Below are 13,131 nucleotides of genomic sequence, written 5' to 3' on the forward strand. Positions count from 1 at the left end.
GCGGTCAGCAGAAGGCTCGCGGCGATGACGACGACGCCGGTGCGAACGATGGGCCCGCGCATCACTTCTGGATCTCCACGGCGGTGAAAGCCTTCGCGAAGTCCGCGAACGACATCGTGAAATAGCCGTCATCCGGGTCGTGCAGAGTGCCGCCGGCGTCGCGGATGGCCCCCTCGTGCCCGTTGTTGCTGCCCCATGGATTGCGGATCTCAACCATCGCCACACCGTCCTTGTCATAGGACCGCGTCACGGTGAGGGCGTGACCGCCTCCGTCGAAGCCGAGCGCGCCGTCCGAGGCGATCGCGACGACCGGACGACCGTGCGAGAGGGCGTCCTTGATCTGGCCGCCGCTGTCGTCGATGTCGTTACCGCCGGTCAGCCAGTCCCAGGTGCCGCTCTTGTTGTCCTTGTAGTCGGCATCCCCGCCGTAGATCGCCTTCATCACAGCCGCGGGGTCGCCGCCATTGTCGAACTCCTCGAAGCTGCCCTCGTGCACCTGGTATGCGCCCTCGATGACGCGCACCCAGTCGGCCTGACCGTCGTCGGGCAGCTGGTCGACGCGCACCGTGATGTCGCCGTCCTTGAAATGGACCGTGTAGGTGCCATCCGCGTTGGCGGTGATCAGATCCTTGATCTTGTCCGGGTCGCCCTTCGCGATCCCTGCGAGCACCGACAGCAGATAGCAGTCGCCGACACTGCCCTGGTCCACATCCGTCGGATCCGGATCACCGTTGGGGAACAGAGTGAGCGGCGTGACCTCCGGAAGCTCTCCCTTGCGGATGGCTTCCAGTCGCGGATCCGAGAGGCTCGTCACCGCGGAGGTGTACTGGGCGAACCAACTGACGTAGGTGTTGTTCCAGAGCGTCGCATTGTGACTCCATGCGTCATACGCATCCATCACCTCGGTCTCCGCCTTGGAGCGCTCCCGCTGCTTCTGGTCGTAGTCGGGATCGTCCGGTGTCGGTGCGGTCGACGACTTGTACGCGGCGAGCAGCCGCTGATGCGTACGCCACTGCTCCTGGCAGGTGAGCGCCAGTTTGTTGAGCTCGGTCTGATAGTCGCTCGTCTTGGTCCCGTAGATCTCCAGCGCCTGCCCGATGGGGGCGTAGAGAGCGCTGGCGATGGCGAGCATCTGTGCAGCCTCTGCCACTCCCGACCTCAGCTTGTCCGTGGCCTTGCCGGTGATCCGCCACTCCGCGATCTCGGAATCCTTGATCATCAGCAGCTGCTGACCGACCTCCGTCATCAGCCGGCCGTAGCCGGACATCGCGTGGCCCGCCTTCTGGACGGCATCCGGCTCACCGACCATCGATCGGATCTCCTGCCCGGTGCCGACCGCGACGCCCGCGGTGCCGCCCTCGACCGATCCACCCATCAGAACCACCGGTCCAGTCCGTAGTACGAATCGATGACATCGCTGATGTATCCGGAGACGTCCTCGAGAGAAATGATGAGATCTTCGCGGCGGGACTCCCATTCACCGCGGAAGTCCCCGGCGAGTGCCTGCAGCTGCGGCTGCTCGAAAGGACGGTCGATCGCGCCGGCCGCATCGTGCGCGTTCTCGGGCGCATCCTTCAATGCGGTGATGATCGTCCTGATCGACGTGCGCACACCGTCCAGCAGGTCGTAGTCGATGACGACTTTCTCCGCACTCATGGTTCCCCCCGGAAGCTCCTGTGCTCTCGAGGCTACTGACCCTTCCGGATCGACGCACGGGGAGAACTCCCCATGTGCCGGCGAAGGGGTCCGGGGCGACGTACTGCTCCGGGGGACGTCGTCATGCGTGTCGATGCACCACGGGCGCCCCGCCGCCGAAGCTGACGAGGCGCCCGCGAGGCGTCGATCCGATCAGGCCTGCTGCCGACGGTGGATCCGTACGAGCGCGGCCCCGATGAGCAGCAGCAGGGCACCGAGCAGCAGAGCGGCGTCCGGGATCTCCGCGCCGGTCGCCGGAAGCTGCGCAGTGCCGGACCCCGACGACGCTCCCGAGGGGTCCGTTCCCGTACCGGCCGATCCGGTGCCTGTTCCGGGACCTTCGGATCCGCCGGGCCCCGCAACTCCCGGAATGGTCAGCGCAGCACCGCCTGTCAGCGTTGACATCTGGCCCTTGAGCACGATCCGGTGCGCTCCGGCGGACGCGTCTGCCGGAATGGTGACGGTCGCGTCGATGGTGCCGTCGGCGCCGGCAGTGACCGATGCGAGCTGGACGGGTACGGAATGCAGTTCGATATCGACTGGCTCACCGTGCGCGAAGCCAGACGCAGTCACGTGGACCGTATCGCCCGGATGGGCCGTACCCGACGACAGCGCGACGCCCGCAGTGAGCGAGGACACGTCGAAGTCGATGCCCGTGACATCGCCGGTGCCGGAGACGACGACCGGGGTCGCGCCCGCCTCGGAAACCGAGTGCGAGTAGTACTGCGGCGCGATCGCGTAGGCGAAGCCCTCCGTGCCCTCGACGCGCACCGTGTAGGTGCCGGGTCCGATCGACAGGGCGTACGTGCCGTCGGGGTGGACATAGCTCATCCCGACGAACTGGCCGTCCGACTCGGCGATCACAGCGATGCTCGAGGAATGACCGCGCAGATCCGTCGATCCGTCGAGGAGCACGGAACCGCGGATCGTCACGGTCGCATCGAGGCTCGCATCGATGCCCGTGAGCTGCGAGCCCTCGAGGAGTGTGATCGACGTCGCGTCCTGTGCACTGGCGGCACCACTCCACCACTGGGTGGCGAACGTCTGATAGTTGTCGCGGAACTCGACGGCGTACTGCCCCGGCGCGGCAGAGATCCGATAGGCGCCGGTGTCATCGGTGGTCGCCCAGTAGTACCCGCCGGTACCGCTCGCGCTCACCGAGATGCCCGCCACCGGCGTTCCATCGGATGCTCGCGTCACGGTGCCGCTGATCTGCGACGGAAGTGCCTGCAGCGCCGCATCGATGCCGCTCACCGTCTGACCGGAAGCGATCGAGACGGAGGTCGCCATGGCCGCTGTCGCGGCACCAGCCCAATACTGCGGGAGCAGGCTCGAATCATTGGACGAGAACTTGACCTTGTAGTCGCCCGGGCGGATCCCGTCGATCCGATATGTGCCATCGATGGAGACACCCGCCTGGGCGACCGTATTGCCGTTCGCGTCCAAGACGGCGACCCAGCCATTGGTGACGGCGGAGCCGTCGGAGGCCTTCGTGACCATGCCCTGGACGGATCCGCCCGCCGAGAGCACGGCATCGATTCCGGTGACCGCGCCACCGGCCGCCACGGAGACCCTGGTCGCGGAGAAGTAGTCAGCCGCGTTGTTCCAGTACTCGCCGACGAGCCCGTCCCAGGTCCCCTGGAACTGGACCACGTAGGAATCGGCTGCGAGGCCCGGAATCGTGTAAGCGCCCGAAGAGTCGGTGAACCCGCTGCTGAAACCCCCATTCGCGCCGTTCGCCCAGACAGGACTACTCGCGACGGGCGTGCCGTCTTCCCGAGTGACGACCCCGCTGATGGAGGCGCCGGCGCTGAGCCCCGCGTCGATCCCGGCGACGACGGCGCCTTCCTGCACGTCCACCGTCGTCGAGCCGAAGTAGCTCGACGAGTTGTTCCAGTACTCGCTGATGTACGGCGTGCCATAGGTCAGGAAATGCACACGATGCGCACCCGCGCGCAATCCATCGATTCGATAGGTGCCGTCCGGGCCGGTCGTCGCCCCGGCGAGGGAGGAGGCGTCATTGTTCTGCGCCTCGACGTACACGCCTGCGATCGGGGATCCGTCGACGTCGCTCGTGACGACACCCGCGATCGACCCACCAGTTCCCGGCGTCGGATCGGCATTAGCTGCCCCTACTCCGGTGAACATCAGCGCCGCGGCAAGCAGCGCGACGAGTGCGCCCTTCCAGCCGCGACGTGCAGACACGCCTGTAGACATCCTGGTCCCCCTCGGGTCAGCGACCGTTGCCCTTCGTCGGGCGCGGCCGGAGCCTGAAGAACCAGGCGTCGATGCAATCTATCGTCACAGGGTTCTCTCAGGAAAGAGGAAATTCCTGCGACCGGATCCGCACATGGGAACACCCGCACTCCCCAGAGTGCGGGTGTTCGGGTCAACGTCCCCACGCGTTACGGATGACTGTAGTTTCGCGACCGACTCCCGGAAAGACGGATCCGCGATATTCCGGTCACGAATGCGACACGCGGTCTCGCGGGCTCACATCGTGCCGGTGGTGGGCTCCCCGGGCAGCGGCGCGTAGCGCAGCAGCAGTGTGCCGCCGTCGCCCGACTCGGCGTGCACGAGGCGCAGATTGTGCGGGGTCGCCCCATCGGGGAACACCTTCTTGCCCTGGCCGAGCACGATGGGATACACCCACAGCTGCAGCTCGTCGTAGAGCTGCTCGGCGAGCAGGGTCTGCACGAAGTCGACGCTGCCGATCACGTGCACGTCCTGGTGCTTCTCGCGCAGCGCCGCGATCTCGGCCGGAAGATCGGCGCCGACCCGGCTGCTGCCCTCCCAGTCGAGTTCGATGTCGGCGTCGCGCGACGCCACGTACTTGGGCACGCGATTGAACAGCTGCCCGATGAAGCCCTCGGGGCCCGTGGTGTGCTCCGGCCAGTAGCCCGCGAAGATGTCGTACGTGCGGCGCCCGAGCAGCAGCGCGTCGAGCGTCTCCATGCCCTGGGTCACGCTGCGCATGACCGCCTCGCTGGGCAGCGTGGCCTGCCAGCCCCCGAAACGGAAGCCGTCGCTGGTGTCCTCCTCGGGGCCGCCCGGCGCCTGGGCGACGCCGTCGACGGTCGTGAACAGGTCGATGATGATGCGTCCGGTCATGATGTCTGCTCCTCCTGGATCCCGGATCCGGTTCGGTCGTTCGTCATTTCGGTGCCGCCGCCGTTCGCGAGACTGCATCGCCGTGCAGTCTCGCGGTGAGATGCGGGCGGTGTCCTACCCCACGGCGACGCTACGCCGCGAGCCGGTCGATGTGGAAGGTCTGCGCGAAAACGCCCAGGATCCGCTCCTCGCCGCGCACGACGGCGACCAGATCCTGCGCGATCGCCTCGTCCGGCGTGACCTCGCCGCCGATGAGGTGCCGGATGCCCGGGCCGGCGACGAGGACGGCCTCGGGGTCGCCCGGCGGAAGCACGCCGCCCACGGGCGGCGCGGACGGGGCGATCTGCGCGACCGAGAGCTCCCCTCCGCGGACCACCGCACGCAGCGCGACGTCTCCGACGTGCAGCTCGACATCGAGGTCCTGCGCGCGGTCCGTGCGGAACGCGGTGCGCAGCGCCATGGTGAGCGAGTCAGGAGTGACGACGTCGCCCTCGCCGGGATCGCCCATCGTCTGGAAGCCCCAGCGCCCGAGCGCGAGCACCACCGGTTCGAGCGCCCGACCGTATGGCGTGAGCTCGTACACGAGCCCGCAGCCGTGCAGCGGCACCCGGCGCACGACCCCGCCTTCCTGCAGCTCCTTGAGCCGGGTGGACAGGATGTTCGTCGGAATCCGCGGCAGCCCCTGCTTCAGGTCCGTGTAACGGCGCGGGCCGACGAGCAGGTCGCGCACGATGAGCAGCGCCCACCGCTCGCCGATCAGCTCGACGGCGGTGGTGACCCCGCAGTACTGGCCGTAGCTGCGTGCGGCCATGTCAGCGCCCGCCCCGCATCAGACCCCGGCGTTCTGGGTCGCCGGCTGCGCGTCGGCGTCCTGCCGGGCATCCTCCGGCACCGAGTACAGGAAGCCGAGGGCATTGCCGTCGGGGTCGTTCAGATCGCGCATGTACATGAAGCCGTAGTCCTGCGCAGGCTGCGGCTCGGTGCCGCCCGCGGCGACGCCCTTCGCGACCATCGCATCCACGTCCTCGCGCGAGTCGCGGGAGAAGTTGATCGAGACCTGCACCGCGGTGTGCGGATCCACGATCGGCTTGTCCGTGAAAGTCGCGAAGAACTCGCGTGTGATGAGCATGAGGAAGACGTTGTCGTCCCACGCGAAACACGTGCCGTTCTCGTCCGAGAAGTCCGGACGGAACTCGCAGCCGAGCGCACCATAGAAGGCCTTCGCGCGCTCGAGGTCGGACGTGGGCAGGCTGATGAAGACGTTCGTCACGATGACTCCTCTGTCGGCGGATCCCGGATCGGGTCCGATGCGACTAGCTTGCTTTTTGCAAGTTCGCTTGTCAAGAGCAAGTAACGTCGTGGTCAGCTCCCGGCGGGCGGGCGGCGGAACCCGAGAGCGGCGAGGATCCCCGCGCCTGCCGTCAGCCCAGCCACGACGACGAGGCCCACGCCGGGCAGCGTCGCGGTCGCCACGGCACCGGCGACGAGGGGTCCGCCCGCGTCGCCGAGTTCGCGACCGAGCTCCGCGGAGCCCATCGTGCGCCCCATCCGCTCCGACGGCGTGGTGGCAGCCAGGTGCGAGAACGCCAGCGGCGTCGCCAGCCCCACACCCGCACCGATGAGCACAGCCGCGACGACGAGCGTCGGCAGCAGCGGCCACAGTCCGGCGACCAGGATCCCGGCCGCCAGCAGCGCGAGCCCGCCGACCGCGCCGGAACGCACGGGAAGCCGTCCGCGGTCGTGCAGGGATCCCGCCAGCGGCTGCACGACGCTGCTGACGACGGCCAGCACGGTGACGAGCGCCATGCTGCCGACCGTGCCGATGCCGGTCTCGCGGCCGAGCAGGGGGAGGAACCCGACCGCGACCGCGAGGCCGCCTGTCGTCGCCGCGAGCACGAGAGTCGGCACCAGGAACCCGCGTGCGGTGACCTCGCGCGCGAGATCCGCGAGGGTCACGCGCTTCCGGGGCAGCACCGGCACCGCCGGGACGCCGAACCGCACCCACGCGGCCGCGACCAGGGCGACCGCGGCGAGCGCCCAGAACAGCGCGGGCAGGCCCGCCCAGACGACGAGCGCCGCACCCAGCAGCGGGCCCAGCGCATAGCCGAGACTCTTCCAGGATCCGTAGCGTCCGAAGTAGCGACCGCGGGAGGCGTCGTCTGCGAGCCGCGCGACCGCGGCCGACGACGCCGGAGAGAACGCCGAGGCCGCCGCACCCTGCCCGAACCTCGCCACGATGAGCCCGACGGTGCCGGGCACGAGCGCGCCGACCACGGAGAACGCGGCGAACGCGAGCAGCCCTGCGACGATGACGGGTCGCACCCCGATCCTGTCGCTGAGCGCGCCGAACACGGGTTTGAGCAGCACCTCGGCGAGGTCGTACAGCGCGAGCGTGAAGCCGAATGCGAGGAGGGTCCAGCCGATGTCCTCGGTCTCCGCCCCCAGAGCAGCCGCGATCCCGTGCGCGCCGAAGGCGGTGGTGAATCCCGCGAGATACAGCGGGGCGAGGCGCGGGCGCGGCGGTACCGGCGAGGGCGAGGTCACGTTCCAGTCTCGCATCCGCGGATCCGCCGTACGGGGTCGCATCGAGCCGGATTCGCCGGGTCGTGCCGCATCGAGCCGGATCCGCCGTACGGGGGATGCTCTCCGGCCGGGGCCCGCCCTACGGTGGAGGGATGCCGCCGTTCACCCGCACCCCGACCCCGCGCGAACTGCGGCAGGACGTGCTCCTGGCCGGCGTCATGCTCGTGGGAGGGATCCTCAGCGCCGGGCTCTCCTCGATCGCGAAGGTCTACGGCGCGGACCAGGCCGAGCTGTGGACGGCCATGCCGTACGTCATCGTCATCTCCGCGGCGCTCGCGGTGCGGCGCCGGTGGCCGGCCGCGGTCGCGATCGTCGTCTCGCTCGCCTTCGTGGTGGCTACCTCGCTGAAGGTCCCCGAGATCTACGCCGGCAACATCGCGATGTTCATCAGCCTCTACACGGTCGGCGCCTGGATGAACACGCGCCGCAGTGCGTTCCTGGTGCGCACCGGGATCATCGTCGTGATGGCCGTCTGGCTCGTGATCGAGATGTACCGGCAGGCGATCGATCAGGCGCACAAGGCGGACGTCGTGGCCGGGATGTTCTCCCCGCTCGTGGCGTTCCTCATGCTGCAGGTGCTGCTGAACGTGCTGTACTTCGGCGGCGCCTACTACTTCGGCGAGCGCAGCTGGAGCGCCGCCCGACAGCGAGCCGCCCTCGAGCAGCGCACGGCCGAGCTCGAGCGCGAGCGCGCGCTCAGCGCGGCTCAGGCGGTGGCGCTGGACCGTGTGCGCATCGCCCGGGAGCTGCACGACGTGGTGGCGCACCACGTCTCGGTCATGGGCGTGCAGGCGGGAGCGGCGCGCATGATGATCCCGCAGGATCCGCAGGCGGCGACGGCGATCGTCGCCGGCATCGAGACCGCCGCGCGCGACGCCATCCGAGACTTCCACCAGCTGCTCGACACGCTGCGGGCGCCCGGCGACAGCGACGACGGATCCTCGACGGTCGGTGTCGACGACATCGCCGAGCTCGCGGCAGCGTCGACGGCGGCGGGCCTGCCCACGCGGCTGCAGGTGATCGGCGAGGCCGCGCCGGTGCCGCGCCTGACCGCGGTGAACCTCTACCGGATCGCCCAGGAGTCGCTCACGAACGCCCGCCGCCATGCCGGCCCCGACGCCGAGGCGGATGTGCGGATCCGCTACGAGCCGGGATCCGTCGAGCTCGAGGTCGTGAACACGGGGCGGCTCGTCACCGGACTGCGGCCCGGCCTGGGCCAGCTCGGCATGCGGGAGCGTGCGACGGCATCCGGCGGATCGATCGAGCTCGTGCCGCGGCCGACCGGCGGGTTCCGGGTGCGGGCGACGCTGCCCGTGGGCGCGCCCGGCCCCGGCCCCGTGCCTGCGCCCACTCCCGGTTCCACGCCCGCGCCCGATTCCACGCCCGCCGGCGCCCTGGCGGAGTCGGGATCCGGTGCGCCGGGCCGCGGCGAGGAGTCCTTGTGAGCGCTCCGATCCGCGTGCTGATCGTCGACGACCACGCCATGCTCCGTGCGGGGTTCCGCACGATCCTCGACCTGCAGCCCGACATCGAGGTCGTCGGAGAGGCCGGCACCGGATCCGAGGCGGTCGACCTCGCCGGCTCCCTGCTGCCCGACGTGATCACGATGGACGTGCAGATGCCCGACATGGACGGGCTCGAGGCGACCCGGCGGATCACGGCGGACGGGCGGATCCGCTCATCGATCGCGATCGTGACGACCTTCGACCGCGACGACTACCTCTTCGACGCGCTGGATGCCGGAGCCAGCGGGTTCCTGCTCAAGAACGCCGGGCCGGAGGAGCTCGTCGCCGCCGTGCGTGCCCTGGCCGCCGGGGACGGCATGCTCGCGCCGGAGGTGACCCGACGGGTGCTGCAGCGGTTCGCGGCGCAGCCGGCAGCGCCCCCGTCCGTCCTTGACACGCACGCGGCCACCGTGACCGGATCCACAGCCCTCCCCAGCGCCGAACTGCCCGAGCCGCTCACCGAGCGCGAGGCCGAGGTGCTGCGCCTTGTCGCCGAGGCCTGGAGCAACGCCGAGATCGCCGCGGAGCTGTTCATCGGCGAGGCGACCGTGAAGACGCATGTGTCGCGGATCCTGCAGAAGCTGGGCGCCCGCGATCGGGTGCAGGCCGTGGTGCTGGCGCATCGGCTCGGGCTGGCGTAATGCATCACGCCGGGTACCGGCCCGCTCGGGATCCTCGCCCCATTTCACAGGACGTTTGCAACTCTGCAGGAGGATCCCGCGAGCTTCGTCCTGCGGAGTTGCAAACGTCCTCCGGAGTTGAGACCGCAGACCGCCGCGAGGTGTCGGCCCGCTCCGCCCGTCGCTCCGCCAACGCTCCGTCCGCTCGTCGCTCCGCCAACACCCCGCGTGCTCGGCGCACCCGCGCACCCCGCTAGCCTCTCCCCATGCCCGAAACCTCGAGCCCGCCGATCCCCCGCCCGTCCTCGTCCCGGCCGATCATGGCCGGGGTCGTCACGGCGCTCGTCGGATTCACGAGTTCGTTCGCGGTCGTGCTCACCGGCCTCGCCGCCGTCGGAGCGACCCACGCCCAGGCCGCCAGCGGGCTGCTCGCCCTCTGTCTCACCATGGGCATCGCCTGCATCGTGCTGGCCTGGCGGTACCGCATGCCGATCACCGCGGCGTGGTCGACCCCGGGCGCGGCGCTGCTCGCCGCGTCCGGCTCGATCGAGGGAGGGTGGCCGGCGGCGGTCGGCGCCTTCCTCATCGTGGCCGGTCTGATCCTGCTCACGGCGCTCGTCCCGCAACTCGGAACCCTCATCGCCGCGATCCCGCCGTCGATCGCGCAGGCGATGCTGGCCGGCGTGCTGCTGCCGCTGTGCCTGGCCCCGATCATCGGCCTCGGGAAGAATCCGTGGGGCGTGATCCCCGTGGTCCTGACCTGGCTCGTGTTCGCCCGGCTGGCGCCGCGCTGGGCGGTGCCCCTGGCGTTCCTCACGGCGACGGTCGTGATCGTCGTGGGAATCGTGACGGGCGGCCCGTCGACCGGCTCAGGGACCGGCGCGGGCGCGGTCCTGGATCCGATCTCCCTGCTGCCGCACGTCGAGCTGACGATGCCGACCTTCACCGTCGGGGCGCTGGTCGGCATCGCGCTGCCGCTGTTCATCGTGACGATGGCGTCGCAGAACGTACCCGGCGTTGCGGTGATGCGCAGCTTCGGCTATGCCGTGCCATGGCGCCCCGCCATGCTGGTGACAGGCATCGGCAGCGCGCTCGGCGCCCCCGCGGGCGGGCACGCGATCAACCTCGCCGCCATCAGCGCCGCCCTCGCCGCCGCACCCGACGCGGAGCCGGATCCGAAGCGCCGCTGGATCGCCGGGGTCTCGACCGGGGTGTCGTACCTGGTGCTGGGCGGATGCTCGGCCGCGTTCGCGGCGCTCGTGGTGCTCGCCCCGGTCGCGGTGATCCCGGCCGTCGCCGGCCTCGCCCTGTTCGGCGCGTTCGGATCCGCGGTGCAGCAGGCGATCGACGATCCCGGCGAGCGCACCCCGGCTGTGGTGACGTTCCTCGTCGCCGCCAGCGGCATGGCGTTCTGGGGCGTCAGCGCCGCGTTCTGGGCCCTGCTCGCCGGCCTGCTCGTGCGCGGCGTCCTGCACCTCGGGCGGCGCTGAGCGCACGTCCGTCCCGCGAAGGACGCCGCCGGATCCGCCGCATGGGGGATGTCCGCGCCCGGCATGGCTCATTAGCGTTGCTCTCATGACCACAGTGCTCACCCGCACCACGACCACGGGGCTGCTCGAACTCGATGGCCTCACCAAGAGCTACGGCGCCCGGCGCGTGCTCGACGACGTCTCGTTCCGCGTCGAACCCGGCCGGCTCACGGGCTTCGTCGGCGGCAACGGCGCCGGCAAGACCACCACGATGCGGATCGTGCTGGGTGTGCTCGGCGCCGACGGCGGCACGGTGCGCCTGGGCGGGCACGACGTCGCGGCCGCCGACCGCCGCCATTTCGGATACATGCCCGAGGAACGCGGCCTGTATCCGAAGATGAAGGTGCTCGAGCAGGTCGCGTACCTCGCGCGGCTGCACGGATTCGGCAAGTCCGAGGCGACCGCCCGCGGCGAGGCGCTGCTGACCGAGCTCGGCCTCGGCGAACGGCTGCACGACACCATCGAGTCGCTCTCGCTCGGCAACCAGCAGCGCGCCCAGATCGCCGCCGCCCTGGTGCACGACCCCGAGGTGCTCATCCTCGACGAGCCGTTCTCGGGACTGGATCCGCTCGCCGTCGACGTCGTGGCCGGAGTGCTGCAGGCCAGGGCCGCGCAGGGCGCGTCGATCCTGTTCTCCTCGCACCAGCTCGACGTCGTGGAGCGACTCTGCGACGACCTCGTCATCATCGCGGGTGGCACGATCCGGGCCGCCGGCTCCCGCGAGCAGCTGCGCGCGCAGCACTCCGCCCCGCGCTACGAACTGGTCTCCGACGCAGATGCGGGCTGGATCCGCTCCGAGCCCGGCATCACCGTCGTCGACTTCGAGCGCGGTACCGCCGTCTTCGACGCCGACACCCCGGAGGACGCCCAGCGCGTGCTGCGCACCGCGCTCGGCCACGGCGTCGTGCACTCGTTCTCCCCGCAGCATCCCACCCTCGCCCAGATCTTCAAGGAGGTCATCCAGTGAGCACCGCAACCCCGCAGAGCGGCGCGCTCTCCGTCTCGAGCGGCATCTTCCTCGTCGCCGAGCGCGAGATCGGATCCAAGCTGCGCAGCAAGGCGTTCCTGATCTCCACGGGGATCCTGCTGCTCATCGCCCTCGCCGGCGTGCTCATCGGCGGTTTCATGAGCAAGAACACCTCGGAGACCAAGATCGCGGTGACCTCCGAGACCGCGCAGGCGGTGAACGGCGTGCCCGGTCTGGCACCGACGGAGGTGGCCGATCCCACCGCGGCGGAGAAGCTGGTCCGCGAAGGGAAGGTCGAGGCCGCCCTGATCCCGGCGCCCGGCGACACCGCGTTCGGCTACGAGATCGTGGCGCTCAAGAGCGCGCCGAACAGCCTGCAGGGCCTGCTCGCGAAGGCGCCCAAGGTCACGATCCTCGAACCGGACACGACCAATCCGCTGCTGCGGTACCTCGTCGCGATCGGCTTCGGCGTCGTCTTCCTGATGGCGGCGTCCACGTTCGGAATGACCATGGCGCAGAGCGTGGTCGAGGAGAAGTCCACCCGCGTGGTCGAACTGCTGCTCGCGGCGATCCCCGCGCGAGTGCTCCTGGCCGGCAAGGTCCTCGGCAACACGGTGCTGGCGATGGCGCAGATCCTCGCTCTTGCCGCGATCGCGATGGTCGGGCTCATCGTCACCGGGCAGAACACCGTCTTGGAGGGGCTCGGAGCGCCGCTCGTGTGGTTCGCCGTGTTTTTCCTGTTCGGGTTCGTGCTGCTGGCCTCGTTGTTCGCCGCCGCCGCTGCCCTGGTGTCACGTCAGGAGGACATCGGATCCACCACGATGCCGATCACGATGCTGGTGATGGCGCCGTACATCCTCACGATCATCTTCAACGACAACCCGGTCGTGATGACGATCCTGTCCTACATCCCGTTCTCCGCCCCGGTCGCGATGCCGGTACGGCTGTTCGTCGGCGATGCGCAGTGGTGGGAGCCGCTCCTGTCGCTGGTGATCCTGCTCGTCGCCTGCGTGGCCGCGATCCTCGTCGCAGCGAAGATCTACGAGAACTCGCTGCTGCGCATGGGCGGCAGAGTCAAGCTGTCGGAGGCGCTGAAGGGCTGACCGGATCCGGGTCGCGCC

12 protein-coding genes are annotated in these 13,131 nt (G+C 69.8%); 5 read left to right on the forward strand and 7 right to left on the reverse strand.

Annotated elements, in window-relative coordinates; all coding sequences use genetic code 11:
- Window positions 1–61: 61 nt before the first annotated feature.
- From ACTJI8_RS15855 to ACTJI8_RS15885, 7 genes are all read right to left on the reverse strand, one after another.
- A complete protein-coding gene (locus tag ACTJI8_RS15855; RefSeq protein ID WP_440734380.1) occupies window positions 62–1,375 on the reverse strand; it encodes a C2 family cysteine protease in 1,314 nt (437 codons plus the stop codon).
- Window positions 1,375–1,656 carry a hypothetical protein gene (locus tag ACTJI8_RS15860; protein WP_440734381.1) on the reverse strand — a complete coding sequence of 94 codons (282 nt, stop codon included), beginning with the start codon at window positions 1,654–1,656 and terminating at the stop codon, window positions 1,375–1,377. The genes ACTJI8_RS15855 and ACTJI8_RS15860 overlap by 1 nt, the downstream gene beginning before the upstream one ends.
- 192 nt (window positions 1,657–1,848) lie before the next feature.
- The gene (locus ACTJI8_RS15865; RefSeq protein WP_440734382.1) at window positions 1,849–3,900 is read right to left on the reverse strand and encodes a carboxypeptidase regulatory-like domain-containing protein; all 2,052 of its coding nucleotides are present in this window, start codon (window positions 3,898–3,900) and stop codon (window positions 1,849–1,851) included.
- A gap of 288 nt (window positions 3,901–4,188) precedes the next feature.
- The gene (locus tag ACTJI8_RS15870; protein WP_440734383.1) at window positions 4,189–4,806 is read right to left on the reverse strand and encodes a dihydrofolate reductase family protein; all 618 of its coding nucleotides are present in this window, start codon (window positions 4,804–4,806) and stop codon (window positions 4,189–4,191) included.
- Between the two features lie 130 nt (window positions 4,807–4,936).
- Window positions 4,937–5,617, reverse strand: coding sequence for a winged helix-turn-helix transcriptional regulator (locus tag ACTJI8_RS15875; protein WP_440734384.1), 681 nt, complete (start codon window positions 5,615–5,617; stop codon window positions 4,937–4,939).
- Between the two features lie 18 nt (window positions 5,618–5,635).
- Entirely contained in the window at window positions 5,636–6,076 is a 441-nt protein-coding gene (locus tag ACTJI8_RS15880) for a VOC family protein (protein ID WP_440734385.1), read from the reverse strand.
- A 92-nt stretch (window positions 6,077–6,168) separates the two neighbouring features.
- A complete protein-coding gene (locus ACTJI8_RS15885) occupies window positions 6,169–7,365 on the reverse strand; it encodes an MFS transporter (RefSeq protein ID WP_440734386.1) in 1,197 nt (398 codons plus the stop codon).
- Between the two features lie 116 nt (window positions 7,366–7,481).
- Between ACTJI8_RS15885 and ACTJI8_RS15890 the strand changes: the two genes are divergently transcribed.
- The 5 genes from ACTJI8_RS15890 to ACTJI8_RS15910 all read left to right on the forward strand — a co-directional run bounded on the left by ACTJI8_RS15890 (window position 7,482) and on the right by ACTJI8_RS15910 (window position 13,113).
- Window positions 7,482–8,834, forward strand: coding sequence for a sensor histidine kinase (locus ACTJI8_RS15890; RefSeq protein ID WP_440734387.1), 1,353 nt, complete (start codon window positions 7,482–7,484; stop codon window positions 8,832–8,834).
- Window positions 8,831–9,535: a response regulator gene (locus ACTJI8_RS15895; RefSeq protein ID WP_440734388.1), complete on the forward strand. Its 705-nt coding sequence runs from the start codon at window positions 8,831–8,833 to the stop codon at window positions 9,533–9,535. The genes ACTJI8_RS15890 and ACTJI8_RS15895 overlap by 4 nt, the downstream gene beginning before the upstream one ends.
- Before the next feature lie 245 nt (window positions 9,536–9,780).
- On the forward strand, window positions 9,781–11,004 hold the full coding sequence (locus ACTJI8_RS15900; RefSeq protein ID WP_440734389.1) for a benzoate/H(+) symporter BenE family transporter: 1,224 nt from the start codon (window positions 9,781–9,783) through the stop codon (window positions 11,002–11,004).
- Window positions 11,005–11,125: 121 nt separating this feature from the next.
- Complete coding sequence (locus ACTJI8_RS15905) at window positions 11,126–12,010, forward strand: ABC transporter ATP-binding protein (RefSeq protein ID WP_440734439.1); 885 nt, start codon at window positions 11,126–11,128, stop codon at window positions 12,008–12,010.
- A complete protein-coding gene (locus tag ACTJI8_RS15910; protein ID WP_440734390.1) occupies window positions 12,007–13,113 on the forward strand; it encodes an ABC transporter permease in 1,107 nt (368 codons plus the stop codon). The genes ACTJI8_RS15905 and ACTJI8_RS15910 overlap by 4 nt, the downstream gene beginning before the upstream one ends.
- Window positions 13,114–13,131 lie beyond the last annotated feature (18 nt).

Source organism: Microbacterium sp. 22303, assembly GCF_052045265.1.
Classification (GTDB): domain Bacteria; phylum Actinomycetota; class Actinomycetes; order Actinomycetales; family Microbacteriaceae; genus Microbacterium.